Below are 24,949 nucleotides of genomic sequence, written 5' to 3'. Positions count from 1 at the left end.
ACTCGAACGGCAAGGCTCTCCCCCGCACTCAGCGTCGGCGTTCCGGGGCCGCCTTAGAGACCGAAAATAGGGACGAACCGGAAGGTGAGGTACGCGCCGATCGTCGCGAGGACGGGGACGAAGTTCTGGATGAGGATGACCCGGGCCGTGGTCGAGGGATCGAAGAGGTCGGAGGCTTTCGGGATGTCGGCAGCCGCCTCCTCGCCGATCGCGGGCATCTCTTCGCCCTCCGCTTCGGCGGTGAGCGCCCCCACCGAGACGGTGGTCGTCTCTTCACCGCGAACGGCTTCGGAGACCGTCGTCGTCCGCGTCGCCCGTCCCCAGCCCAGCCCGACGATGCTCATCGTCGCGACGATCACGAGCTGGACGGGGATGCCGATCGCCGACAGCAGGGTGACGATCGTCGCCGAGACGGTCATGACGACGACGGCGGCGGTCAGCGGGAGGGCGGTGAGGTCGTTGCCCATCGTGTCGAGCGTCCGCTTGGCGATCGTGAACGCGCCGATGGTGACGGCGACGCCGGCGATGATGACGCCCCACTCCATGTTGGAGAACGTGGCGAGGAACCCCTCGTCGAACTCGAGCGCGCCGCTACCGACCAACGGGGCGACCGCGTTGGCGACGTTCGATGCACCCGAACTGAACGCCATGTAACAGCCGATGGCGACCACGATCAGCGAGCCCGTGAGCTCGCGACGGCCCGTCCCCTCCGCCGCGCGAACGGTGGGGACGAGCGAGTTCCGTTCGACGACCCAGAGGTGGGTTTCGCGTCGAGAGATGGCGACCCACTCGTTGATCGTCGGATAGAAGTACCGGCCGATGACGCCGCTAATCCAGAAGGCGACGACGGGTGCGACGAGCCACCACGAGACGATCTGCCCCATCGTGCCCCAGTTGAGCGTCCCCGTCGCCAGCCCCAGGCCAGCGATCGCCCCGACGGCCGTCATCGACGTCGAGGCGGGGACGCCGAAGACGTTGCCGATGAACAGCGCCAGTCCGATGAAAAACAGGATGGCGATGCCCGTCTCGAGCGTCATGACGGCTCCCGGAACGATTCCCTCGCCGAGCGTCTCGACGACGGCCGGGCCGATCAGCCAGCCGCCGAGGAAGAAGAAAATCGACATCAACGCGGCTGCGCCGAGCTTCGAGAGGACCTTCGCGCCAACCGCCGGGCCAAAGGAGACGCCCGTGGTCGCGCCGCCGATGTTGTACCCGACGAAGATCGCGACGAGCACCCCGATCAGTAACAGTGCGTCGATCACGAATGGGGTAACGAAACGGCGCGGGATAAGTTATTCTGGTTCACCGAACGATCACGACTGGAACCGGCGCTCGTTTGGACACCGTTTCGGCCACGTTCCCGACGAGAAACTGGCGCGTCGCCCGGCTCCAGTCTTCGCCGTGGGCGCCGAGCACGATCGTGTCGTACTCCTCGGCCCGTCCGAGGACGTTCCGGGCCGGGTGGCCAACCCCGACGATCGTGTCGATCTCCCGGTCACGTTCGTCGGCGATTTCGTGGGCCCGTTCGAAAACGGGTTCGGCGCGTTTGGCGGCGGCGTCACTGATGTCGTCTTCGAGGGCGAGTCCCACCGCCTCCCCCATCATCATCGAGGGAACCCCGACGACGTGAAAGACGGTGACGTCGGCCTCGGGGTGGTTCTCGAGGGCGTACTCGAGGGCGTGGCCGGCGTGTTCGGAGTCGTCCATCGGAACGAGGATTCGTGAAAGCATGTGTCCTACGCCGCCATCCAGCTACCTAAGTCCTCGTCAGGCGACTCCCGGAACGAGGATAAAGAAGCCGTAGGCCAGGATCGTCGACATCGACGGCCCGATGATCCACATCGAGACGTACTTGATCACTGCCTGCGGGTTGAAGAGATCGCCCGCCTCGAGCACCGCTTCCGGCTCTTCCTCGCCGATCGCTGGAGACGGTTCACCCTCCATCTCTTCGGCGGTGATCGCCCCCGTAACGATCTCGGTCTCTTCGGTGTCGCGCGTAACGGCCTCCCGGAACGTGATCGGACGGGTTGCCCGGCCCCATCCAATGCCGACGATCGTCATCACCGTCGCCATCACGAGGCTGATCGGGATGCCGATGTAGGAGAGAAATGTCGTGATCGTCGAGGCGGTCACCATGACGAATAGCGCAGCGAGCAACGGGATATCGCTCAACTCGCCACCCACAGACTCCATCGTCCGGCGAGCGATCGTGAATCCCCCGAGTCCGATCGCGAGCGTGGCGATGATGATGGCGGTATCGTCGGGGAGGCCGCCAACGCCGCCGACGAGCGGTGCGGCGGCGTTCGGCACGTTGCTCGCACCGGCGCTGAACGCCATGTAACAGCCGATAACGATCACGACTGCCGTCGTGGCGACTTCTGACCAGGTCGTGTTCGGACCGAACGCCGGCTTCGGAATCGTCCCGCTCCGGTCGAGGACGAGCAACGGGCCGTCGGACTTCTCGATCGTGACCCGTCGATTGATCTCTGGATAAATGTAGCGTCCGATGACGCCGCCGATCCAGAAGCCGATGATCGGCGTGACGACCCACCACGAGATGATTTCGGCGATCACCACGTAGTTGAGCGTCCCGGTCGCTAGCCCCAGGCCGGCGATCGCCCCGACGGTCGTCATCGAGGTCGGAACGGGGACGCCGAAGATGTTGGCGACGAGGATCCCCAGCCCGATGAAGAAGAGGACGGCGACACCAGCCGTGAGCGTCAGGTCGATCGTGATGATCTCTCCGCTCAGCGTGTCCATCACGTTTCGGCCGACGGTCCAGCCACCGAGAAAGACGAAAAACGTCATGATCGCCGCCGCCGTCGTCTTCTTCACGATACCGGCACCGACCGGCGGCCCCCACGCAATCCCGGTCGACGAACCGCCGATATTGAATCCAACGAAGATTGAGGCGACGACTCCGACGAGAAGAACAGTCTCAATCATCGACTGATAATACGAGTGAGATACTGAAATAAGTAGCGTATCGAACGGGAGCGTGCCGTCTGCCGTCTGTTTTCGTGCGCACGGCGAGCCAATCACGGTAGTTCTTCGGGAACATGTTAGTAGCCTGTGGTTTATTTCATACTCGTTCCGCCGCTCCGTCCGGCCGGCCGGGTCCCGTCACCGACTGTCTCCCCAACGATTGTTCCCCCTCGCCACGTAGTCAGCCCATGATCTCTCGCATCCTCGTCCCGATGGACGACTCCGAGATGGCAAAGAAGGCACTCGAGTACGCCCTACAGAACCACCCCGACGCCGACGTCACCGTCTTCCACGTCGTCGGCGTCCCGTCGGCGTTCATGGGTGAGGCGACGAGCCTCGCGCTCGAGGAGGACCTCGAGGACGTCGCCGAGGGACGTGCCGAGCCGGTCTTCGAGCGCGCCCGCGAGGTGGCCGCCGAGTACGACGCGGAACTCGAAACCGAGTTCGCGCTCGGCCAGCCAGGTCGGGCGATCGTCCGACGCGCCGAGGAGTTCGACACGGTCGTCCTCGGCAGTCACGGTCGGCACAGCGGCGACGTGCTCAGGCGGTATCTGGTCGGCAACGTCGCCAAAACCGTCTTCAATCGCTCACCGGTTCCAGTGACGGTCGTCAGGTGACGAACGCGGTGTCGATCGTCGGCTGAGAGAGCGATGGCCGTCACCGTCGCAGTGGCTCGAGGGGCGTTGTCTCGAGCCGGCAGCGTTGGCCCCACCGGCGGTCAAAAGCGTTGGACCGATCAGATATCGGCTTCCTGGATGATGATCCGATTCTCACGAACGCGTACCAGCACCTGCTCGCCGATTTCGAGCCCTGCCACGGTGAGTTCGTCCTCGTGGAGGTTGATGTGGGCGTTCCGGTAGTTGTCATTTTCGTCCCTGGGGCCGCACGGGCTGAGGGTCTTCTTTCGAACCATCGCGGTTAGTGTCGCTCGTATATCGGGGTCAGTTATAATCCTATCGGCCTGACCCGCTCCCGGTGGCGGCAAGTCCACTCGAGTGAGCGAGCGCGCGGCCGTTCGTATCTCTGATTCAACAACATCGAGGAGAGTCACCACGAACTCAATGATAAACGATCCGAAACGGAACAGCAAGCTATACCAGTCCGGCCCTCGAATCGCCGAACGATGCCCACGGTAGAATACCTCAACTACGAAGTGCTCGACGACCACGGCTGGGACATGGACGACGACGACCTGTTCGAGAAGGCCGCCGACGCCGACCTCGGCGATGAAGACTACGGCTCCCTCGAGGTCGCCGAAGGTGAGTACATCCTCGAGTCCGCGGAGGCTCAGGGCTACGACTGGCCCTTCTCGTGCCGCGCCGGTGCCTGTGCGAACTGTGCCGCCATCGTCACGGAAGGCGACATCGAGATGGACATGCAGCAGATCCTCAGCGACGAGGAAGTCGACGAGAAGATGGTCCGCCTGACCTGCATCGGTCACGCCATCACCGACGAGGTCCAGATCGTCTACAACGCGAAGCACCTCGACTACCTCCAGAACCGCGTCATCTAACTGACGAAGCCGGTCACGCAGTCGACGACCGTCCCGGATACCCGGGACCACTTTTCAACCGGCTCGAGCGAGCGTCCGAGCCGACGCTCCCGACCCCGGCCCCGACCCGAGTATCCAGCGAGCGCGGCTCATCCGGATCGATTTGCGACCAGTTGTCTGACGTCGAACAACGCCAGGAGCTGACAGGCGAGGAGCCAGATTCCGACGCCGACCGTGATTCCAACCGCGACCGCGGCGGCCCCGGTGAGGTAGGTCGTCGACGTGTAAACGGCGAGTGACATACCGACCGTGATCGCGGACATTTTCGAGAAACAGACGGCGACGGACCGGAGGTCGAACCGGAGCTCGGCGTACATGATGGACAGGCAGACGAGCGCGTAACAGGCAGTCGTCACCGAGGTGGCGACGGCTGCACCCGCGACGCCGATCGCCGGGATCAACGCGACGGTGAGGGCGACGTTGACCGCGGAGGTGCCGGCGTTTGCGATCGCCCGGATGCGTGCTCTCCCGAGGTAATCGAGCCCGGGCGCGGAGATGTTGACGAGCGTGTGGAAGAAGACAAACACCGCCAGGATCTGGACGACGACGACGGCGCCGGCGTACTCGAGGCCGAAGACGGTCAGGATCGCCGGCTCCGCGATGATGATCAGTCCTGCGGCAGCGGGGACGTACAGGATCAACGTCGTCGTGAGGCTCTCCTCGAAGAGCTCGGTGGCGGTGTCGAGTTCGCCGCTCGTTTTGCGGGCCCCGTAGGTCGGCGCGAGAGCGAATCCGAGCGAGGCGGCCGGAACCCTGACGAAGTCTGCAATCTGCTTTCCGAGCGCGTAGAAGCCGGCGTTGGCCGCGGTGAGGAAGTAGCCGACGAGCAAGACGCCGACCTGCCGATCGACGACGTTCGACAGCCGGGTGGCGGTCAGCGGGACGTTGTATCGGAGGACCTGCCAGCGGATCGTCGACCGGTCGATGAACGTCGCCGATCCGATCGCTCCCGTCCTGTAGACGGCGACGAGTCCGACGGCGGTGGCACAGGCGTAGGCGAGGACGTATCCGACGACTGCGGCGAGCGCCGTCGGTCGGTACAGGACGAATCCGGCGACGAACGCGAGCGTCAGCACGCCCTCGATCGAGTGCACCGTCGCGCTCCCGCGGATGTCCTCGTACCCCTGGAGGATGTGTCTGTTGTAGCGATGGATGGAGTAACAGAAGACGACGCCCGAACCCGCGGCCAGCAGCGGCGAGAGCCGCGGCTCCCCGATCAGCGACGCCAGCGGAGCCGAGAGGAGGAAGAGTGAGAGCGAGACCAGCGTCGATGCGCCGACGACCAGCAGTCCGGACTCGAGGACGACCGTCGCCGCCCTGTCGGGGCGGTCGGTTTTGAACTCCGCGATGTACCTCGCCGCCGACCAGTGGAGGCCGGACTCGCTCAGCAACCTCGCGAACGTGAAGACCGCGATCGCGAGGGCGAGCAGCCCGTACCGGTCCGGACCCAGGACTCGAGTCAGCACGATCAGCAAGAGTCCGGAGGTGACGATGTGAACGACTCGGCCACCGAACTCCCACGAGACGTTCTCGATGGACTCACGCGCCATGGGGCTCACCTCGGTTCCGTCGACGCGGTCGGTGAGTCCCAGGGCGGCGGTCCACGGCGGCGGTCGGGTGGTTCGACGTCGGGCCGAGCCGGCGCAGCCGGTCCGGTCGTCCCGGCGACGGCCACACGGCCACGCCAATCAAGACGGCGGTCATCGGTGGCGTGAGAGTCGTCCACGGAGGTTTCGCGCGAGCGTTCGGGCGGCGAATCGCGGCGAGCGGCGAACGTCCTGGGGGTAGTACGGCCCCAGCGAGTCGGGGACCGTCGGTTCGAACGCGGGGTCACACAGGTTCTCGAGTCCCTCGCTCACCAGCTCGATCTGGCGGTCGTGAATTCGTTCGTACACGTCCCAGAGGGTCGCACAGCCCGTGACGTCCACGCGAGATTCGGCGACGATCTCTCCGCCGTCGATCGTCGTCGACAGCCGCTGGAGCGTCACGCCGATCTCGTCTCGGCCGTCGGCGTACGCGGTCGGTGTGCCGAGGCCACGGTAGCGGCGGACGTCGGCCGGGTGGAAGCTCAGGACCCCGAACGTCGGTGCGTCGAGAACGCCACCGCGAATCAGCCCGAAGCCGAACCTGAGCGCCACGTCACAGCGATCGGCGAGTTCGTCGACCACGCCTGCCGGTAGTTCGGTCCACGCACCGTCGGTGATCGGTTCGACGACGCGGACGTCGGCGTCCTCGATCGGCCGCGCATCGGCGACGGCTCGCCGTTTCCGAAGGGGGTGCTCCTCGCCGACGAGCGTCGCGAGTTCGCGTTCGGCGAGGACGAGCGCCCAGGCGCGTTCCCGCAGGATCGTCCGTCCGAGAAGCCCCAGAGAGGCGATCCCTGGGCCGTCGTTGACCGCGTTCGCGACCGCGTCCGGGTCCTCGCCGTCCGGCGGATCGTTGACGACGACCAGCGGAACGGTGATCCCCGTTTCGGCCGCCGCCCGGTCGATGGCCCGAAGCTGCCACTCGTCGAGGTAAGGATCTGCGAGGACGCCAACCGTCTCCGGTCCGCGTTCGGTCACGAGCCGCGCTCACCCCGGTACTGTCCCGGCGCGCTCGTTCGACGGGGGTCGAACGCCGACCGCCCGCCGTCGCGGTTCCGTTCGGTCGGCAACCCGGACGCTCGAGTGGGCCGCGCGGGCGTCCGCCGACTGCCGAAGGTGGAGGCTGAACGCACGTACCGGCGTGCCATCGTCCACGATCATAATCGGTGTTCACGACGGTCGAGACAGTCCCGTCGTCGGATGGATTTCCGAACGGCTCAGGACCGGGGCGCGTGACGGTGCGCGAAGGTAGTCCCACCATTAAGTGGCTGGCTGGTGTGCTCACGTCGAATGCAGGGTAGCGTGCTCGTTATCGGGATCGACGGCGGAGACTTCCGGACGATCGATCCACTGATCGACGCCGGCGCGATGCCGAACGTGGCGTCGCTCCTCGAGGACGGCTACCACGCCACGCTCGAGAGCTCGATGCCGCCGTGGACGCCGACGGCGTGGACCTCGTTGACGTCCGGAACGAATCCGGGGAAACACGGCGTGTTCGACTTCGAGACGCCGGACGGAGACCGGCTCGTCGACGCGGACGACGTCCGAACGAATCGACTCTGGGAGACGCTCACCGAGGCCGGCGGGCGGTCGATCGTCGTGAACGTCCCGGTCACCGACCCTGCCCCCGAGATCGACGGCGTCGTCGTCCCCGGGTTTCTCGGTCGGGAAGTCGATCGGCTGCAGGCACAGCCGGCGGACGTCGTGGACGAACTCCGCGAGAAACTGGGCGAGTACCGGGTGTACGCCGACGAGTCGCTCGAGGGCGACGCCCTCTGTGAGGAGTACGTGCACCTGATGGGGCTGCGACGGGACGCGACCGCGTATCTCTGTGAGACGTACGAGTGGGACTTCGCCATGGTTGAGTTTCAGGCGACGGATCTCGTCTTCCACGAACTGCCGGAGCGACGCCACGTCGAGCGCGTCTATCGGTCGGTGGACGAGCTGATCGGATCGCTCCTCGAGACCGTCGACGCCGACTACACGATGCTGGTCTCGGATCACGGAATGGGCGAGCTGGGCCGGTGGGACGTCCGGATCAACACCTGGTTGAAACGACGCGGCTACCTCGAGACGTCGGTCGACGGGCGAGCACACGGGTGGGAGAAGCCGGTCGCCGACGGCGACGACGGCCGCGCCGACGACCTCGCGACGCGGGCGGTTCGTGGCCTCTCCCGGGCCGGACTCACCCCGCAGCGAGTCGAGTCGGGGCTGGCAAGCGTGGGGCTCGCGGCGCTGGCCAGACGGGCGATTCCGGACGCGGTGCTCGGCCACCTCGTCACGGCTGGCGAGAAGATCGACCAGGACGCCTCGAGCGCCTACTTCCCCTCGAGCGCCTGCCTCGGCATCTACTGCGACGACGATGTTCGTCCGGAACTCCTCGAGGAACTCGCCGCACTGACGGTTCCCGACGGTTCGAGACCGGTGTTCGAGGCCGTCGAGCCGGCCGAGCGGGTGTATCACGGCCCGTGCGTCTCGGACGGTCCCGACGTCCTGCTCACGCCGACTGACTTCGATCACTTCGTGAGCGCCGTCGTGACGGAGTCGGTCTTCGACGAGTCGAGACACCGGTACAATCACAAGCCGACCGGAATCCTCGTCGCGACGGGGCCTCGCGTGCAACCGACGTCCGAGCGGGGGACGGCACACGTTCACGACGTCGCACCGACCGTCCTCGCGGCGCTCGAGGTCCCCCTCGACGTCGCCTTCGACGGCGAACCGATCGAGGCGATCGGCGGCGAACCCGTCGGCGAGGTGCGGTACAGCCGCTGGACCCGCGAGCGGGATCGAGCAGAGTCAGCGGCGGTGCGGCGCCGGCTGGAGGGACTCGGCTACCTGGAGTGAGACCGGCCGTGTGAGTCGAAGGAGCCGGTCGGCGTCGACTCGAGGCCGCTCACCGTAGCTTTCGGTACAGCTTCGAGGCGAGGGACGTGACGAGGGTGCCGGACTCGATCTCGTAGTAGGTCCGCACCTCGGGGTTGAACTTCGATTTGTACGCACAGATCCGGGGCGTGTTCGCCCCCTGCAGATCGTACGCCGAGAGGCCGCGGGATTTCGCGTCGCACATGACCCGCCAGTGGAGGTGATCGTTGAACGGGACGCCGGCGTCGGGCGTTGCCCCGCCCTCGGAGAAGTACGCCGTCGTCTCGTCGAAGAGTGCGATGAGGCCGGCTTTGCGCTCGCCGTCGAGCGAGCCGACGTACGGCGTGACGATCGGTTCCGGGCTTTGCTCGTACAGCTCGAGGAGGAACTCGACGGGCACGGTGTACGCTTTCCCCTGGGCTTCGTATCGATTCTGCACCTGGCGGTGGATGAATCGGATGTCGTCGGCGTCACCGACGCCGATCTCGACGTCGGTGCGTCTGGCCTCGATGTTTCGACGGGGGGTGCGCGAGAACGATCGTTTGAGCGAGTCGGGGTCGCGCGAGAGATCGACGACGTAGGTGTACTGCGGACAGACGGCGTACCCTCGTCGCTCGAACGGTCGAACGTCGACGTACTCCGTCGTCGGACAGAGCCGTTCGTAGCTGGGCCCGATTTCCGTGGCGATCCAGTCCAGACAGGCGGCGACGAACCGTTCGTTCCGTCGGCCGAACGTCTCCCGCGACGTCGTCGGCGCGTCGAACACGAGCGGCCCCTGAAACAGGATGCCTCGCCTCGGGGGCGGCGTGAACACGGCGGTGAGACCTCCTTTGGACAGTTCGAACAGCGGACAGACGCCGACGGGACCCGACTCGTCGGCGCCGACCAGTCGGTGAACGGTCCCGGCGGAGTGGCGCTCGAGTGCGCTCAGGACGACCGACCGGTGAAACACCGTCGATCGGGCCGTTCGATCGAGCAAATCGTCCCACCGGCCATCGTCGTCACACCGTTCGATCTCGACGGCCGCCGTGCGTGCGTTCGAACCGGTTGCGTTGACGTCAGACATGAGCCAGTGATTCGGGGGCGTTCGTCGCGACGGCCTGTCCTCCTGCGGGAAGGGAGCGACGGATCGAGCGCCGCGAACCTGGCTCGAGCCGCCGCCCCCACGTCGGCTTCCCGCCTGATGTCGATCGAACCGTGCGGAGAGCCCGGCCGGAGCCGACGCGCCGGTCGGCGTCACATCGCCGATCGAATCCGATCGCCCTCCCGGACGGTCGTCGGTCGGTAACGGGGTCGAGTGCGGACATTAGTTCGAGACAGGTCGTTTCACACGCCGTTCGTACCACTCGGCGCAGGGTCCGACCCAGGCCCCCATCGACTGTGCCTCCCGAATCAGGCGCTCGTAAATGGTTCGATAGCCCGGGAACTCCCGTTCGTTGAAGTGTCGGGGATGCCAGCAGACGGTCATGACCGCGTCGTGTTCGGCCGCCTCCGAGAGGAGTCGCCGACACTCGTCCCACGCGGCCGCCACCGACGGGGTCGCCGACAGCAGGGTCCCGTCCATGAGCGTCAGGGGGAAGACCACGAACTCGTCGTCGAACGGCCGATAGACGTCGTAGCGGCCGTCGAATCCGTACGACGCACTCGAGCCGAGGCTCGCGTCGTAGCGCAACCCGATCTCGCGGTGATACGCCCACGTCTTCGGTCTCGAGAGGTTGAGGTAGTGCTGTCGGCCGCCGACGACCGTCGAGCCGAGGATGCCCTCGAGCACCGCCTTCTCGTGTCGCAGCCGCTCGAGGTCGTCGGAGGAGTCGTACGAGCCGTGGAGCCCGACCTCCCAGCCGCCGTCGTCGAGCGTGCAGATCACGTCGACGATCTCGTCGTCGGTGACGTCGTAGCGTCCGGTGAACAGTTTCCAGTTCGTCGGATTCAGCCACTCCGGCGGGGCTTTATCCCGGAAGAGTCGTTTCTCGTTCAGGAAATAAAACGACGACCGGACGCCCAGCCGGTCCTCGAGGGCCATGATATCCTCGAACTGCCAGTACGGTCGCTCCGCCGAGACCAGCGATCGAAGGTGTGAGCGGTCGCGCTCTTTCACGGCGTAGTACGGCCCCTGAAACGTCTTGTAGGGCCGATCGACGTCGTGGGTGAGACAGAGGGCGAATTCGGAGTCTCGCATCCCGGCGCACTACCACGCCGGTCGGTAAAGAACGTTCTCCCGGTTCGGGCTCCGGGACAGGACACTCACCCAGCTCCGCACAGAGCGACCCGTCGAGAGTCGAAAAGGTAAGGCTCCCGCGCTCTCGAGTGGAGGCTGTGACGCTCTCGGCGCTGCCTGCGACGGTTCCCGACCTCCTTCGGTTGCTCGCCGTCCCCGTCTTCGCCTGGGCGGCCGTCCGCGACGTCAGAACGCGGCGGGTCTCGAGCGTCGTCTGGATTCCGCTCGCGCTCCTCGGGGCGGTGACCCTCGTCTGGGACGGCTGGGTCGCCTGGAACGCGGGCGAGTTCGCGTGGGGGGCGTTCCTGCTCCCGGCGGCAGTGAGCCTGGGGCTCGTCGTGCCGATCGCGTACCTGTTCTGGTGGTTCGGGGGCTTCGGCGGCGCCGACGCGAAGGCACTCATGGTGCTTGCGCTGCTGTTCCCGGCGTTCCCGTCGTACGCCGTTGCCGGCCGGGAGTTCCCGGTGGCGACGACGCCCGTCGACGCGTTCTCGTTCACGATCCTCACCAACGCCGTGCTCGTTGGCCTCGCCATCCCGATCGTCCTGGCGGTCCGGAACGCCGCCGCCGGCCGGATCGCTCCGGTGATGTTCGTCGGCTGGCCCATCGCCTGGGAGCGTGCGACGACCACCCACGGCCGGCTGTTACAGACGCCCGACGGCCGCACCTACGGGGGACTCGACCTCGACGCCCTGCGGATGTACCTCCGGTGGCGGGGACTCACGCTGGCGGACCTGCGCGACGAACCCGACCACTACCGGAATCCGGCCACCCTCCCTGACGACCCCAACCCGCCGACCGACGGCCGTGTCGACGCAGGCACCATCTTGCCCGACGGTGGCACCACCCGTCACACCGACGAACGGGAGGCCGAACTCGAGTCCGAGAGCGCGGACGGGTTCGACGACTCCTGGGGCGCCGACGCGTTCCTCGAGGACATCGAGGGATCCGCCTACGGGACCTCGCCAGACGAGCTCCGGGCAGGACTCGAGGTGCTCGTCGCCGAAGAGACGGTCTGGATCTCGCCGGGAACGCCCTTCCTGGTCCCCGTCTTCGCCGGGCTGTTGCTCGCGCTCGGCTACGGCGACCTCCTGGCTGGCGTGTTCTTCTGACTACCTGAGACGGTCGAACGCCGGAATCACCGCCGTCCACAGGAGAACGACCGCCGCGCCGACGACCACCACAGCCAGCCAGGGGCCACCGCGACCGGTCGGTGGCCCGCTCGAGAACGCGACGAACGTCCCGACGAACAGGAGGACGCAGACGACGAGCGTTCCCAGCTCGAGTACGACCGCGACGGGCTCGTCGGCCAGGGCAGCCCGGAGGTCGGCTGTGAGGCTCATCGGTGAGACGATCGGCTCACGCGTTGCGCTCGACGTCGGCGGCGATCTCGTCGAGCTCGTCGTCTGAGAGGTCGGCGAAGTCGCCGAATGCGGTGTGGAGTGAGCCGCCGTCGTCGTCGGCGAAGCGGGGAACGATGTGGCAGTGGACGTGGTCGACCTCCTGGCCGGCGGCCTCGCCGTTGTTGAAGCCAACGGTCGCGCCGTCGGCGTCGACGGCCGTCTGGACGGCGTCGGTGAGGCGGCTGACCGTCGCAAAGAGGTCCCGGGCGACGTCCTCGGGCAGGTCCTCGATGCGCTCATATTCAGCTTTCGGGATCACGAGCGTGTGTCCCGGCGCGAGCGGGTTGGCGTCGAGGAACGCGAACGTCGTCTCGTCTTCGTACACGACGCGGGCGGGAATCTCGCCGTCGATGATCTTGCTGAAGATCGTACTCATACCCGTGTCTCTGACGGCTCGGCTCAAGAAAGTTACCCGTTTCTGGCGATCGACCCGTTGGCCGAGCGAATCGACCCGGCTCTCGTCGGCCGGTCAGACGGCCACAGAGCTTTGACCGTGGCGCGAGTCGAGTCGGCCATGAACGCCTCTGGACTCCCCATCGAGCACGCCGCCTTCGCGGTCGTGACCAGCCCGGCCGACGCCGACGTTCTCGTCGTGAAGCGACCCGACGACGACGAGCACCTGCCCGGGATGTGGGGCTTGCCAGCGACACCGATCGAACCGACCGAGGGAGTTCGCGAGGCCGTCGAGCGGATCGGACCGGAGAAACTCGGCGTCGAGCTCGAGGTGGCGGCGTTCGTCGGCCGCGGAACGATCGAACGCGTGGGCTCGTTGCTCCACGGCGAACTGTACGAGGCGACCGTCGTCGACGGGACGCCCGGGGTGCCCCAGTCGGGATCAGGGACGCCGGGGACGCAGTACACCGACTGGCGGTGGGTCCCTGAAGCCGACGCCGCCGAGACGGTTCGAGAGATCGCCCGCCACGGCTCACTCTGTACGAACCTCTACCTCGAGTCGGTCGGTGCAGAATCGTACGTCGACTGCATCGACGCCCGGTGAGTGGCTGTCGCCGCGAGTAATGAGACCCTTCCTCGAGTACGAGGACCGTTCGCAGCTAAAGCTATTTCTCGAGCGATCCCGTGAGTGTGTCCGTCTCTCACCGTGTCGATGTCCCTCGAAGTGACTGTCCTCGATAGCATCGAGTCGGCGGATCGGAATCAGTGGAATCACGTCGTCGAAACCGCCCCGCTCGGGAGCCTGTTCCACCGGTACGAGTGGCTCGAGGCGCTCGAGGCGGGAACTGCGTCGACGCCGCGACACCTGGTCGTCCACAAGAAGGGAAACCCGGTTGGCTTGCTGCCGAACGTGATCACCGACGTCGGCCCCGTCAGTCGGCTCGATTCGCTGTATCCCGGCTTCGGCGGCCCGATCGCGATCACGGACGAGGAGGCCGTCCTCGAGGCACTGCTCGGCGTGGTTCCCCGCCTCTGTGACGGGACGGTGCTGTTCAGCAGGCTGCGGACGTACGATCAGGCGGCGATTCGGTACCACGAACTCTTTCGCGCCCACGGCTACGACCTCGACGTCAAGTGGTGTCGGATCGCGCTGGAGCTCAGCCAGGGGTGGGAGGCGGTGTCCGCGGCGATGGACCGCACGCGCCGTCGCGGGATCAGACGCGGACACGATCAGGCGTTCGAAATCGTCGACGTGCCGATCTCCAGACACGCCCTCGCGAGGTTCTACGACGCGTACGCAGCGGTGATGGAGCGGTCGGGACTTCCCGTCCTCCCGTACTCGTTTTTCCTCGCGCTCGAGCACCTCGACGACCGACTCGAGCTGTTCTCGCTTCGCGTCGACGGCGAGGCGCGCGGCTCGATCCTCTGTTACCGCGACGACGAGCAGTCGACGCTGCACTACGCGTACTCGGGGGTGAAACGGGAGCACTTCGAGTATCACGCCGCCGAACTCCTCCACGAACACGCGATCAAGTGGGCGATCGAGCACGGCTACGACACGTACGACCTGCTCAGGACGGCGCCCGACTTTCGCGACGGCCTGTTTCGATTCAAATCTCAGTTCGGCGGCCGCGTGGTTCCCTTGCTCAGCTGGGAGCGCGGCGTCCCGTCGCCGGCGCTCCCGGTGCTCAACCTCGCTCGGTCGCTTCAGCGTCGGTACCTCGACTGACGGCGCTCCCTCGATCGCCGTCTGAACGCCATCATACGGACGTAGATGTCATAGAAGGGTTCACAAGAAGTTGATTTCGACTGCCTGAAGACGAATAGCGCGGTCAGTAGACCTGCTTACTTTTCGGCTAACCCGTTTCGATTAAGGAATAGAACAACAGCGCTAACGAGGAGAAATACGCCTAGTAGAAGGTGAAACCAACCATCGGGAAAGGCCTCTGAGACGCCAAGAAACACATCCAGAAAGATCAGTCCACTACTCGTGGTGAGAATCACCACTTCTATGTTACGTTGGCTCAAGTTTACGTGCTAGACTTCTGTCCCGGTAGATGATAAGTCTGTACATTATACTGATGGTTTGTTGGTAGCCGTATAGAGGGTGTGAGAACTATTCTATGACACCCTCAACGGACACCAACAACTATGCTCCTCGGTGGCGTGACTTCGCGTTCACCAGCCGTCACAGTCACGGCACTTCACTATGGACGCAGACAGCCACCGTCGGACGGGCGACGTCCCGGAATCGACGCCGTATCACGACCCGCACGTCGCTCGCCACTACGAGCACCTCGCCAGCAGTCACGGTCTCCGCGAGCGCGAACGAACCGTGATCGAGCGGTACTTCGACGCCACCGACGGGCGCGTACTCGACGTCGGCTGTGGCGCCGGCCGAACGACTCGAGCGCTCGAGCAGCGCGGCTTCGACGTCGTCGGGATCGACATCAGCGAGGAGATGGTCGAGCGCGCGAGCGACCGCTTCAGCGACCTCGACGTCCGGGTTGGCGACGCGACCGACCTCGAGTTCGACGACGGCTCGTTCGAGCACGTGCTGTTTTCCTGGGTCGGCATCGACGCGATTCGACCCGCCTGGTTACGACGACGCGCACTGTTCGAGATCCGTCGCGTCCTGAAACCCGGCGGCGTGTTCGCGTTCAGTTCGCACAACTCCTTCTACACGCTCCCGGCGATCGTGCTAGACCACGATCACCTCCGGAACTGGTATCTGAAAAACGGCAATCACCGAACCATCGGTTCGCGGTACAAGTACGACGGGATGGATTTTGCGGTGAAAAAGTACATTTCGAACCCGATCCACCAGTACAGACAGCTTCGCCGGCACGGCTTCGAGGTCGTCGGCTGCGTCGGCAAACGCGAGTCGATCGGGAAGTATTTCGAACGACAGCCGTACTACGTGGCGAGAAAACCTCACGATCGGGCAACCGAACGTTGAGCGGCTGAAACAGACGGGGGCGCCGCCCGCGGTCGCCGTTCGTCCTCATTTACTAAGCGACCGACCGACCAGGTCCAGTATCGTGAACATCCGTTCGGTGACGACGCGTCCACCGCGTGGTGAGTCGACCGTCTCCCGGATGTTCGGTGGTGAGTACCGATGAATTCTATCAAAGGGGCGATCATCGACCGACTGCCAGACAGGGCGAAACCGGTGCTTGAGCGTATGGAGTCCGTAACGGACGACATGGACACCCTCCCCGGGGCGGTGTACAGTCGGGTTCCCGACGGAGCGAAGCCGGCCGTGAAACACGGCTATCACATCCTCAGCCCAACGGCTTCCTGGACGTACCTCAAACGACGCGAACGAACGCGCACGGCGTTCGCAGAGGAGTTCTTCGGGCAGGAGCGATACGACCGGCTCTGGGAGGAGTTCTTCGAGGAGAGCGACATCGTCGACATCGTGATGGCCGGCCTCGAGGAAGTCGGCGACGAGAAGGTCGTCTTCGACACCCACCGCGGGGTCGCCGCGCACGTCTACGCACTCATTCGGACGTGGGAGCCCGACCACGTCGTCTCCACCGGCGTCTACAGCGGCGTCGGAACCGCCTCGATGCTCCTCGCGCTCGCGGCGAACGACCACGGCACCTTACACACGGTCGACGCCTCGCTCACCCGCGACGCCGCTGCCCTCAGGCGACGGACGAACGGTGGACTCGATCGAGCGACGATGCTCGAGTACGTCGAACGCGGCCGTCCGTCGTGCTCGGAACACCGGAGTCACGTCCTCCCCGAGGGGAAAGAGCCGGGCTGGATCGTCCCGGAAGAACTCCACGACCGGTGGGACTCACGGCTCGGCCGGCCACGTGACGTGTTGCCGACGCTGTACGCCGAACTGCCCGAGATCGACATCTTCTACCACGACTCGGAGTACTCGACCAGCGGCATGCTCTTCGAGTTCGAACTCGCCTGGGAGTGGCTGGCTCCCGGCGGGATGATGATCTCACCACACGTCGACCGCAACGACGCCTTCGAGACGTTCGTCGAAGAACGCGAGGCGACCCACGGCTTGCTCGAGTTCGATTACCTGGCGACGAGCGAGTACGACGTGCCGTGTAGCTGTGGATACGTCCGCAAGCCGGCCGGTGGGGTCGAATGATCGCTCGAGTCAATCGGTTGTGCCACCTCGGCGTCAGCTCGACGACGGTGCCCGATCGATGACTCGAGGGAGCCAGTAGGCGACTCACTCCAGAAGCTCACCACACGCCGCCCGATCTATGGCAAACTCGTTCTCCTCGGCCGTGTTCACCGCCTTCTTCTCGAAAGTGACGATCCTCGTCTTGAGCACGGCGTTCACGCCGCTTCTGGTCCGGCTGCTCGGTCCGACGCGCTACGGTCACTACGCGATCGTGCTGTCGGTGTTCGCGATCGTCGCGATCTTCATGATGGCCGGGACGACCGAGGCGGTCAGAAAGTACGTCTCCGAGCGCCAGGACCGCGACTGGCAGGCCGCAGTCGTCAGCTACATCTTTCGCCCGGCGATCGGAATCGGCCTGCTCGGTGCGCTGGGATTTTTCCTCGCCGCGTGGTCGGGCCTCGCCGCCCGCGTCTTCGGGGCGCCGTTTACTTCCCTGTTTTACCTCCTCGGCCTGTACGCGATCGGTCGCCAGCTTCGGGTCCACATCCTCTTTACGCTCATGGGACTCCACCTCGAGTCGGTTTCTGAGCCGCTGAAAGTCGTCCAGAAGGTGCTCTTCGTGGTGCTCGCACTCGTCCTCGTCTACGTCGGCTTCGGTGTCGAGGGCGTCCTCATCGCCGACGTCGTCACGAGCGCGTTCACGATCGTCGTCGGCTCGGCGTTCCTCGTCAGGGAGTTGCCCCGTCGCTCGCTCGTCAGGGCGCCGGACGTCTCGCTCCCCAAGGAACAGATCCGCACGTACTCGTTCAACACCGTCTGGTTCTACCTCTTTCTCATGTCGCTCTATCACGTCGACGTGCTCATCCTCCAGCACTGGACGACCGATCGCACGGTTGGCTTCTACAAGGGAGCACTCGTCATCGCCGAAGTGCTGTGGGTCGCCCCGCTGGCCATCCAGCTCGTCCTCCTCCAGCGGGTCTCGCAGCTGTGGGAGACGGGGGACCTCGAGACGATCGACCGTCGGGCCAGCCTGGTGACTCACCACGTGTTCTTGCTCACGGCGCTGCTGGCGATCGGGGTCGCCGTCCTGGCGTTCGACCTCGTGCCGCTGTATCTCGGCGAGTCGTTCGCCCCGGCGGCGATTCCGCTGCTGGTGTTGCTCCCCGGCGTGCTCGGCTTCGCGATCGCCCGCCCGACGATCGCGATCAACCAGGCGCGGCGGTCGTTACGGCCGTTGCTGCTGGCGACGGGTGCGAGTTCGGCCATCAACCTCGTCCTGAACGTCGCACTGATCCCGCAGTACGGGATGGTGGGCGCGGCGGTGGCGACGTCGGTCGGCTACGGCAGCCTCGTCGTCTTTCAGTCCGTGGTCGCGAGGAACCTCGGCTATCGACCGCTCGCCGGCGTTCGCTGGCGCTCGACGATCCTCACCGTGGCCGCGACGCTCCTCGTGATCGTCCCGCTGACGGTCGTGCTGACGTCGTCGCTCGTCGCGCTCGTCGTCGTTCCGCCAGTCGGTGCGATCGTCTACGTGAGTGCCGCATTCGTGACGGGTGCGGTAACCGCCGACGAAGTCGAACGCGTCGTCGACGCCGTCGGTCTCCTGCCCGAGCGCCTGGAACGACAGCTGCTCGTCGCGGTCCGTCGACTCGCACGGGTGCAGAACTGAGACACGCTGGTCTACGCGCATTCGGTCGCTCCAGACGAACGGACCCCGTCACGTCGACTCTGGCAGTGGCGGATGAGGCGCCGTTGGATCCCACCGGCCGAACCGCCTGAGCACGACGACCGGATGACCGAACCGGTAGATGAGCAACTCGCCGTCCGGTTCGAACCCCACGGAGCACATCGAGTATCGCGACGGATTTTCTGCGACCGTATCGGTGAAGATCTCGACGTCGCGTTCTCGCTCGAGCACCGTTCGCACCCGTTCGGCCAGGAGATACTTGTGCCACCCCCGACGACGGTAGGCCTCCTTCGTCCGGTCGTAGAACATCCAGTAGAGGTCCAGGTCGAGGAGCCACTCGGGGAGGTGCGACGGCGTGGTCGTCGACGTCGGCGTGTGGATCCACCCGTAGGAGAGCCACTCACCATCGTCGACGGCGATCAGCCCCTCGTGTCCCTGCTCGAGGAGCCTGGTGAACTGTGCTTTCCGTTGTGGCGAGGTCAGATGCGACTCGATCACCGCGGGCGTGATCGGCCGGACGTCGACGCGCTCGTCGGGGCTGTCGACGTCGGGTCGCTCCTCGGGGTAGCGGTAGACGTAAGACCGAATGCAAACCGTCCGAACCAGCGACCGGGCAGCCGCAAACCGTCGCTCGCCCAGCACCGACCGCGCCAACGACTCGCGCTCGGTCACGGTTCGCTGGCCGGGCCGAGCCTCGAGACGAGGGTGGATCGGTCCCGAAGCGTCGTGTACAGTTGTTTGGCGGCTTCCATCCCGGGCGTCGTTCGTTCCAGCTGGTAGTACGATCGGATCTCCGGGCTGAACTTCGTCTTCCACTCGTTGAGCCGCGGGGTGTTCGCCCCGACGATCTCGAACGTCGACTGCCCGCGATCGAGGGCGTCACACATCATCTGCCACTCGAGTAAGTCGTTCGCCGGCAAGCCCACGTCGGGTTTCGCCCCGCCCAGCCAGCTTCTCGCCGTTTCGTTCCACTCGAGTAAGATCGTTCCCGTGACCGGCTCGCCGTCGACCCGGAGTACGTACGGTCTGACGCCCTCGTCGGCCAGCCGCCCGTACAGCGCCGAGACGAACGCCGAAGAGACGGGTACGTTCCGTCCCTGTTCGGCGTACCGTTCGCGAAGCCGTGCGAGGATCCAGTGCACCTCCTGCTCGCCGCCGACCTCGACGTCGTAGCCGTCCTCGTTGTTCCGGACGTGACGACGGGCGCTCTGGCTGAACCGGGAGAGGAGCGCCTCCCGTCCGCGCTCGAGGTCGATCACGTAGGTGTACGACGGCGTCGCCTCGAACCCGTTCCAGACGAACGGCCGGACGTCGTCGTAGCGCCAGCCGGCCTGGATCGACGTGTACCGTGGCTCGAGTCGGTCGTCGATCCACTCGAGACAGCCCTCGACGAATCGCCGGTGTCGCTTTTCCCGTTTGCGCTGTTTGAGCTGATCCATGTGGAGCAACGCCGGCCCGAGCGTCGGGACCCCGAGCTCGTAGGGGGGCGAAAACGCCAGCGTGACGGGCCCTTTCCGCTGTGCGAAAATCGGAAGGACGCCGACGGGCTCTTCGCCTTTGTAGCCGACGAGCGGGTGAAGCGTCGATCCGGCGTGGTCGGCCTGCACCTCGAGCGAGTCGTACCGGTGGAACAGCGTTCCGTGTGGGGAGCGTTCGACGTACGTGTTCCACGTCTCCCGATCGTCGGCTTCCAGCGTCGTGATTCGGAAACTCATGATGAACGCACTGTTGCTCGGCTGACGGTGGGCGGTCGCCCACCCGTCGAAAGACAGGGCTGACGTATGCCTGACCGCCATTTTGTAAATCCTCACGTACAACGCATCGACCGGGGCCGAATTCGCGCTGGCAGTGGTTAGCCTCGGATTAGACGTGGACACCCGCTCGAGGACCAGTGAGTTCCCCCTCGAGGACGAACGCCGCCGACGGGCGTATCACTCGAGCGGACGACGGCCCCCGAGCGGGTAGGCGACGTGCGGGTGTCTGCTCGAGGCGTGCCGTGGTCGGCGCGGGAGAGAAACGGTGTCGGCGATCCACGCCGAGAGTAACTCGACGTTTCGCTCGTCAGTCCCAGAACGATTGCGTTCGTGCGTACTCCCGTTCTTGCGTCAAGATGTCCCGGTAGAACTCGTCCTCGTCCTCGCGCAGTTTGTTGATGATCCGTGCGGCGTTGTGCGGGCCGACGCCGCGGGCGGCCATCGCGATCACGGCCCGCTTGCCGTGGCTCTGGACGAGGCTCGCGCTCCGGTAGGCGCGCTCGGTCAGGCGCTCTTGCTCGTCGTTCTTCTCTCGAGCCCGTACCGCCGCGACGGCCGCCTCGTCCCACGGGTTGAGCGCGGCGATCCGGGTCGAGCCACACTCCGGACACGCGGGCTGCTCGCGCACCCGCCTGACCTTCGTCTTCCGATCCCATTCCTTGCAGTGGGTACACAGCAGGATGACCCGGTCGTTCCGGATGCGCTCTTTGACCGTCTCGATCACGCTCGCGTCGGCGTGCTCCGGGGCCAACAGCTCTCGGCCCGACGACCGTCCGCCCAGGCCGACCGGCGTCCGTCCGCGGGTCGTAACCACCTCGAGGTCGCCCGACTGGATCGCCTCGAGGACGGCGCTCGCCCCCTTGACGTCTAAATCCTCGTGGAATACCTCCCGAACGGCCTCGGCGTACATCGGCGTCTCCTCGAGGGCGGCGAGCAGCCGCTCGTTCGAGAGCCGACCGGAGCCCCGCCAGCGCTTGAGCGCGCCGAACTTCGCCGACACCTGCGCGAGCCGGAAGGCGAGCGCGTCAGAGCGCTTGAGCCCGAGTTCGACGATCGCCTCGACGTGAGCGGGGTCGGTCTCCTCGAGCACCGCGAGCACGTCGCTCGTCGCGATCGAGGTCGGCACCTCGAGTTCGATCCGGTAGGGGTCGACCTCGAGGCCGACCGACGAGCCGGACTGCTGGCCGAGCAGCGCCGAGAGCGTCCGTCCGAGCGTCTCGTTGACCGTGTGGCCGAAGTGGGCGGTAACGACGACCGATCGGCCCTCGTGCTCGACCAGGATCCGGTCGGCCGTCGGCATCGGCGCACCAGTCTCGACGTGGGCCTCGAGTTCCGCGAGCGCCGCCTCGAGGGTGTCCGGCTCGCCGGGGTAGCGTTCGGCCAGGTCGTGAGCCACGGCCGCTGCGTCTGCGCCGGCTGCGAACTGTGGTTCGACGACGCCGCGGAGCTCGCCCACCTCCCTGGCGACCGCGCGGGGGACGGGAATCTCCTGGCCGATCCAGGAGGGGACCTCGCCGGCGGGGTCCGCGATGGGACTGACCTTCACGACGCCCTCGTCGTCGTCGATCTCGGCGATGCGCCACATCTCCCCGCGCTGGACGAACGTCGCACCGGGCGCCGCGAAGTTGACGACGAACCGCTCGTCGAGCGTCCCGATCGTCGAACTCGAGGCGAGGTCGTGGACCGTGTACGTCTCCTCGTCGGGGATCATCGAGAGGTTGGCGTAGACGTACTGCCAGGTGCCGCCCGACGACTCGATTCGATCCTCGCCCTCGTCGAACCAGACGATCCGGTTTCGGTGGAGCTCAGAGAGTACCTCGCGGAACTGGGGTTCAGAAAGGTCCCGGAAGGGGTACGCCCGCGAGACGATCTGGTAGGCCGTCTCGACGCGGGTCGAGCCCTGGCTCCTTACGATCCCCGGAATCTGGTTGGCGACCACGTCGAGGCTGCCCTCGTGGATGTCCGCGGGCTCGACCTCGCCGGCGCGGGCCCGACGGGCGATCGAAAGCGCCTCGAGCGCGTCGTCCGGCCGGGTGGTGACGATCGTCCCTTTCGACAGCGCGTCTAAGCGGTGACCCGCCCGGCCGACCCGCTGGAGCAGTCGCGACACCTGCCGCGGGCTCTGATACTGGATCACGTGGTCGACGCGGCCGACGTCGATGCCCAGTTCCATCGAGGAGGTACAGAGCAGCGCGTCGAGTTCGCCCGCCTTGAACCGGTCTTCGACGTCGATCCGGGCTTCCTTCGAGAGCGAGCCGTGGTGAACCCCGATCGGGGCCTCGAGTTCCGTAAAGCGCGAGCCGAGCGCCTCGGCCGTCTGGCGGGTGTTGACGAAGATGAGCGTCGACTCGTGGTCGGCGACCAGGTCCCGAATGAACCGGACGTGGCTCGCGATATCGGGGTCGGTGAGCAACTTTCCGGCGAGCTCTTCGTCTTCGTCGGTCACCTCGGGGCTGTGAACCGTCACCGAGAGGTTGCTCCCGACGTCGATCTCGCGGATCTCACAGGGTCGCCCGCCGGTGAGAAACTGCCCCACCTCCTCGGGGTCGCCGACGGTCGCCGAGAGCCCGATTCGCTGGAACGCCCCCGCGAGTTCCCGGAGTCGCTCGAGGCCGATCGCGAGCTGTGCGCCCCGCTTCGAGGCCGCGAGTTCGTGCACCTCGTCGATCACGACGGCCTGGAGATCCGCCAGTGCCTCCCGCAGGCGTTCGCCCGTGAGCATCGCCTGGATCGTCTCCGGCGTGGTGATCAGCACGTCCGGGGGGTCTTCGGCCTGCTTGCTCCGCCGGTAGCGCGTCGTGTCGCCGTGGCGGACGTCCACCTCGAGGTCGAGTTCCTCACCCCACCACTCGAGGCGATCACGCATGTCGCGGTTGAGCGCCCGCAGGGGGGTGACGTAGAGGGCGGCGATCCCCTCGGGCGGTCCCTCGGCGAGGACGTGGTCGAAGACCGGGAGCATCGCCGTCTCGGTCTTGCCGCTGCCGGTGGGGGCGATCACGAGCGTGTCCTCGCCGGCGGCGAGCGGCGGAATCGCCAGTCGCTGTGGCGGCGTCGGCGTCGAGAAGCCACGGTCGGAGAGCGCCTCGCGAACCGTCGGGCCGAGGTGCGTGAAGGCCGCGACGTCCCCGTCGGTCATCGGCGGCCGTAGGGCCGGACACCGGATAAGCACGTTGTTGCGGTATCGAGTGCGTGTCGGCACCGCACGACTTTTTTCACCGACGCTCCATTTCACGGGTATGTCCCCCCGTCTGACTGCGCTCCACGCGCGGATGGTCGCCGCCGTCCTCGCGCTCGCGTTCGTCACTGTCGCCCTCCTGGTCGGCGTCTGGCTGGTCTTTTTCGCCCTCTTCATCGCCGTCGATCCCGGCGGTGCCGCCGGCTTCGCCACGCTCTTTACGGCGTTCACGCTCGTCGTGATCGGCTACCTCGAGTACAGCCACCTCGAGACGATCGAGCGGTTCGCCGACGCCACCCCCGTCGCGCCGTCGGACGAACCCGAGCTCTACCGGACGGTCACGAAGGTCGCTGCGCTGCTTTCCGTCCCCGTGCCCATGGTCGCCCTCGCCGACCGCGACGCCCCCGAGGCGATGGCCGTCGGCTTCCGGTCGGAAACCGTCCACCTCGTGCTCTCCCGGGGGACGCTCGAGGCGCTCGAGACGGCAGACGAACTCGAGGCGGTGATCGCCCACGAACTCGCGCACGTGAGAAATCGTGACGCGATGGTGATGACGGCCGTCTCGACTCCCGTCGTGCTCGCCGGCGGGCTCCGATCGCGCATCGAGTCGATGGAGGAGCCGGGGGTGTTGATCCTCATCGTCGGCCCGCTCTGGTTCGTCTCGAGCGCGCTCTGGGTGGTCGGCCGGACGATCACGGCGCGCCTCTCCCGGGCCAGAGAGCGGGTCGCCGACCGGGCGGCGGCCGAGGCGACGGGCTCGCCCGCGGCGCTCGCGAGCGCCCTCAGGCGGCTGGACGGGGAGATCGCCGACACGCCGAACCGCGATCTCCGGGCGGTGTCGGGGGTCTCCTCGCTGTCGATCCTCCCGCTCGAGCCCCGCGAACTCGAGAAGGTCATGCTCGGTCCCAGGGGCGACGTCGAGCCCTCCTTCTGGTGGCTCCGCAAGCGTCTTCACCGCCTCGAGCGACGGCTGTTCGGCTCGCACCCGCCGACCGAGGAGCGACTCGCGGCGCTGTCGTCACTCGAGCGCGAGCGTAGCGGACGCTGACCCGGTCTCGAGCGCCACCGGCACGCCGTCCGGGCGCCGCGACGATCCGTGAGGCGGCCGGCTGGCAAGACCGGATTGCCGGCTGCCAGTCGATCGATCACCTGTTCGTGACCGCCGGCTCCGGGGGCGAAATAGCGGATTACCTACTTCTCCTCGTCGACCACCACGGGGGCGGCCCCTCGCGTCGGCC

Annotated in this window: 25 protein-coding genes; 11 read left to right on the top strand and 14 right to left on the bottom strand. The window is 66.2% G+C overall.

Translation table 11 applies throughout. The annotated features are described in order from the left end of the window. Positions 1 to 53: 53 nt before the first annotated feature. The 3 genes from NMQ09_RS05725 to NMQ09_RS05715 are packed head-to-tail and all read right to left on the bottom strand — an operon-like array spanning position 54 to position 2,838. A complete protein-coding gene (locus NMQ09_RS05725; protein ID WP_255193482.1) occupies positions 54 to 1,262 on the bottom strand; it encodes an inorganic phosphate transporter in 1,209 nt (402 codons plus the stop codon). A gap of 40 nt (positions 1,263 to 1,302) precedes the next feature. Next, on the bottom strand, positions 1,303 to 1,731 hold the full coding sequence (locus tag NMQ09_RS05720) for a universal stress protein (RefSeq protein WP_255193481.1): 429 nt from the start codon (positions 1,729 to 1,731) through the stop codon (positions 1,303 to 1,305). 36 nt (positions 1,732 to 1,767) lie between these two features. Next, the gene (locus NMQ09_RS05715; RefSeq protein WP_425607266.1) at positions 1,768 to 2,838 is read right to left on the bottom strand and encodes an inorganic phosphate transporter; all 1,071 of its coding nucleotides are present in this window, start codon (positions 2,836 to 2,838) and stop codon (positions 1,768 to 1,770) included. Here NMQ09_RS05715 and NMQ09_RS05710 point away from each other — a divergent pair. Both NMQ09_RS05710 and NMQ09_RS05705 read left to right on the top strand, forming a co-directional pair. Beyond that, positions 2,807 to 2,953 (top strand): hypothetical protein, encoded by a 147-nt coding sequence (locus NMQ09_RS05710; RefSeq protein ID WP_255194629.1) that lies wholly within the window; start codon positions 2,807 to 2,809, stop codon positions 2,951 to 2,953. The two genes, NMQ09_RS05715 and NMQ09_RS05710, sit on opposite strands and share 32 nt — an antisense overlap. A gap of 220 nt (positions 2,954 to 3,173) precedes the next feature. Then, complete coding sequence (locus tag NMQ09_RS05705) at positions 3,174 to 3,602, top strand: universal stress protein (RefSeq protein ID WP_255193480.1); 429 nt, start codon at positions 3,174 to 3,176, stop codon at positions 3,600 to 3,602. 119 nt (positions 3,603 to 3,721) lie between these two features. Here the strand turns inward: NMQ09_RS05705 and NMQ09_RS05700 are convergent, their stop codons facing one another. Next, the gene (locus NMQ09_RS05700; RefSeq protein ID WP_255193479.1) at positions 3,722 to 3,898 is read right to left on the bottom strand and encodes a type I toxin-antitoxin system SymE family toxin; all 177 of its coding nucleotides are present in this window, start codon (positions 3,896 to 3,898) and stop codon (positions 3,722 to 3,724) included. Positions 3,899 to 4,108: 210 nt separating this feature from the next. Between NMQ09_RS05700 and fer the strand changes: the two genes are divergently transcribed. Beyond that, the gene (gene fer / locus NMQ09_RS05695; protein WP_255193478.1) at positions 4,109 to 4,498 is read left to right on the top strand and encodes a ferredoxin Fer; all 390 of its coding nucleotides are present in this window, start codon (positions 4,109 to 4,111) and stop codon (positions 4,496 to 4,498) included. Between the two features lie 128 nt (positions 4,499 to 4,626). Here the strand turns inward: fer and NMQ09_RS05690 are convergent, their stop codons facing one another. The 3 genes from NMQ09_RS05690 to NMQ09_RS05680 all read right to left on the bottom strand — a co-directional run bounded on the left by NMQ09_RS05690 (position 4,627) and on the right by NMQ09_RS05680 (position 7,284). Continuing rightward, positions 4,627 to 6,087, bottom strand: coding sequence for a flippase (locus NMQ09_RS05690; RefSeq protein WP_255193477.1), 1,461 nt, complete (start codon positions 6,085 to 6,087; stop codon positions 4,627 to 4,629). Positions 6,088 to 6,237: 150 nt separating this feature from the next. Continuing rightward, on the bottom strand, positions 6,238 to 7,101 hold the full coding sequence (locus tag NMQ09_RS05685; protein ID WP_255193476.1) for a formyltransferase family protein: 864 nt from the start codon (positions 7,099 to 7,101) through the stop codon (positions 6,238 to 6,240). Between the two features lie 9 nt (positions 7,102 to 7,110). Then, entirely contained in the window at positions 7,111 to 7,284 is a 174-nt protein-coding gene (locus tag NMQ09_RS05680) for a hypothetical protein (RefSeq protein WP_255193475.1), read from the bottom strand. A gap of 129 nt (positions 7,285 to 7,413) precedes the next feature. Between NMQ09_RS05680 and NMQ09_RS05675 the strand changes: the two genes are divergently transcribed. Continuing rightward, positions 7,414 to 8,967 carry an alkaline phosphatase family protein gene (locus NMQ09_RS05675; RefSeq protein WP_255193474.1) on the top strand — a complete coding sequence of 518 codons (1,554 nt, stop codon included), beginning with the start codon at positions 7,414 to 7,416 and terminating at the stop codon, positions 8,965 to 8,967. 49 nt (positions 8,968 to 9,016) lie between these two features. Here NMQ09_RS05675 and NMQ09_RS05670 read toward each other — a convergent pair whose 3' ends face one another. Continuing rightward, positions 9,017 to 10,051 (bottom strand): GNAT family N-acetyltransferase, encoded by a 1,035-nt coding sequence (locus NMQ09_RS05670; protein WP_255193473.1) that lies wholly within the window; start codon positions 10,049 to 10,051, stop codon positions 9,017 to 9,019. Positions 10,052 to 10,291: 240 nt separating this feature from the next. Further along, the gene (locus NMQ09_RS05665; RefSeq protein ID WP_255193472.1) at positions 10,292 to 11,164 is read right to left on the bottom strand and encodes a polysaccharide deacetylase family protein; all 873 of its coding nucleotides are present in this window, start codon (positions 11,162 to 11,164) and stop codon (positions 10,292 to 10,294) included. Positions 11,165 to 11,301: 137 nt separating this feature from the next. Between NMQ09_RS05665 and NMQ09_RS05660 the strand changes: the two genes are divergently transcribed. After that, the gene (locus NMQ09_RS05660; RefSeq protein ID WP_255193471.1) at positions 11,302 to 12,315 is read left to right on the top strand and encodes an A24 family peptidase; all 1,014 of its coding nucleotides are present in this window, start codon (positions 11,302 to 11,304) and stop codon (positions 12,313 to 12,315) included. Here the strand turns inward: NMQ09_RS05660 and NMQ09_RS05655 are convergent, their stop codons facing one another. Further along, a complete protein-coding gene (locus NMQ09_RS05655) occupies positions 12,316 to 12,546 on the bottom strand; it encodes a hypothetical protein (RefSeq protein ID WP_255193470.1) in 231 nt (76 codons plus the stop codon). A 16-nt stretch (positions 12,547 to 12,562) separates the two neighbouring features. Next, the gene (locus tag NMQ09_RS05650) at positions 12,563 to 12,982 is read right to left on the bottom strand and encodes an HIT family protein (RefSeq protein ID WP_255193469.1); all 420 of its coding nucleotides are present in this window, start codon (positions 12,980 to 12,982) and stop codon (positions 12,563 to 12,565) included. 138 nt (positions 12,983 to 13,120) lie between these two features. Between NMQ09_RS05650 and NMQ09_RS05645 the strand changes: the two genes are divergently transcribed. The 5 genes from NMQ09_RS05645 (at position 13,121) to NMQ09_RS05625 (ending at position 18,764) form a co-directional block, all read left to right on the top strand. Next, on the top strand, positions 13,121 to 13,603 hold the full coding sequence (locus NMQ09_RS05645; protein ID WP_255193468.1) for an NUDIX hydrolase: 483 nt from the start codon (positions 13,121 to 13,123) through the stop codon (positions 13,601 to 13,603). A 108-nt stretch (positions 13,604 to 13,711) separates the two neighbouring features. Beyond that, a complete protein-coding gene (locus NMQ09_RS05640) occupies positions 13,712 to 14,728 on the top strand; it encodes a GNAT family N-acetyltransferase (RefSeq protein ID WP_255193467.1) in 1,017 nt (338 codons plus the stop codon). A 480-nt stretch (positions 14,729 to 15,208) separates the two neighbouring features. Further along, on the top strand, positions 15,209 to 15,958 hold the full coding sequence (locus tag NMQ09_RS05635) for a class I SAM-dependent methyltransferase (RefSeq protein ID WP_255193466.1): 750 nt from the start codon (positions 15,209 to 15,211) through the stop codon (positions 15,956 to 15,958). 225 nt (positions 15,959 to 16,183) lie between these two features. Beyond that, positions 16,184 to 17,116: a class I SAM-dependent methyltransferase gene (locus tag NMQ09_RS05630; protein WP_255193465.1), complete on the top strand. Its 933-nt coding sequence runs from the start codon at positions 16,184 to 16,186 to the stop codon at positions 17,114 to 17,116. A gap of 118 nt (positions 17,117 to 17,234) precedes the next feature. Beyond that, entirely contained in the window at positions 17,235 to 18,764 is a 1,530-nt protein-coding gene (locus NMQ09_RS05625; RefSeq protein ID WP_255193464.1) for an oligosaccharide flippase family protein, read from the top strand. A 48-nt stretch (positions 18,765 to 18,812) separates the two neighbouring features. Here NMQ09_RS05625 and NMQ09_RS05620 read toward each other — a convergent pair whose 3' ends face one another. The 3 genes from NMQ09_RS05620 to NMQ09_RS05610 all read right to left on the bottom strand — a co-directional run bounded on the left by NMQ09_RS05620 (position 18,813) and on the right by NMQ09_RS05610 (position 23,672). Continuing rightward, a complete protein-coding gene (locus tag NMQ09_RS05620) occupies positions 18,813 to 19,454 on the bottom strand; it encodes a hypothetical protein (RefSeq protein WP_255193463.1) in 642 nt (213 codons plus the stop codon). After that, positions 19,451 to 20,497 (bottom strand): lipid II:glycine glycyltransferase FemX, encoded by a 1,047-nt coding sequence (locus NMQ09_RS05615; RefSeq protein WP_255193462.1) that lies wholly within the window; start codon positions 20,495 to 20,497, stop codon positions 19,451 to 19,453. The genes NMQ09_RS05620 and NMQ09_RS05615 overlap by 4 nt, the downstream gene beginning before the upstream one ends. A 346-nt stretch (positions 20,498 to 20,843) precedes the next feature. After that, positions 20,844 to 23,672 carry a DEAD/DEAH box helicase gene (locus NMQ09_RS05610; RefSeq protein ID WP_255193461.1) on the bottom strand — a complete coding sequence of 943 codons (2,829 nt, stop codon included), beginning with the start codon at positions 23,670 to 23,672 and terminating at the stop codon, positions 20,844 to 20,846. Positions 23,673 to 23,772: 100 nt separating this feature from the next. Between NMQ09_RS05610 and NMQ09_RS05605 the strand changes: the two genes are divergently transcribed. Further along, positions 23,773 to 24,759 carry a M48 family metalloprotease gene (locus NMQ09_RS05605; RefSeq protein WP_255193460.1) on the top strand — a complete coding sequence of 329 codons (987 nt, stop codon included), beginning with the start codon at positions 23,773 to 23,775 and terminating at the stop codon, positions 24,757 to 24,759. The last annotated feature ends 190 nt before the right edge of the window (positions 24,760 to 24,949 follow it).

Source organism: Natronobeatus ordinarius, from assembly GCF_024362485.1.
In the GTDB taxonomy this organism is placed as follows: Archaea; Halobacteriota; Halobacteria; order Halobacteriales; family Natrialbaceae; genus Natronobeatus; species Natronobeatus ordinarius.
This window is presented reverse-complemented; position numbering and strand designations above follow the sequence as displayed.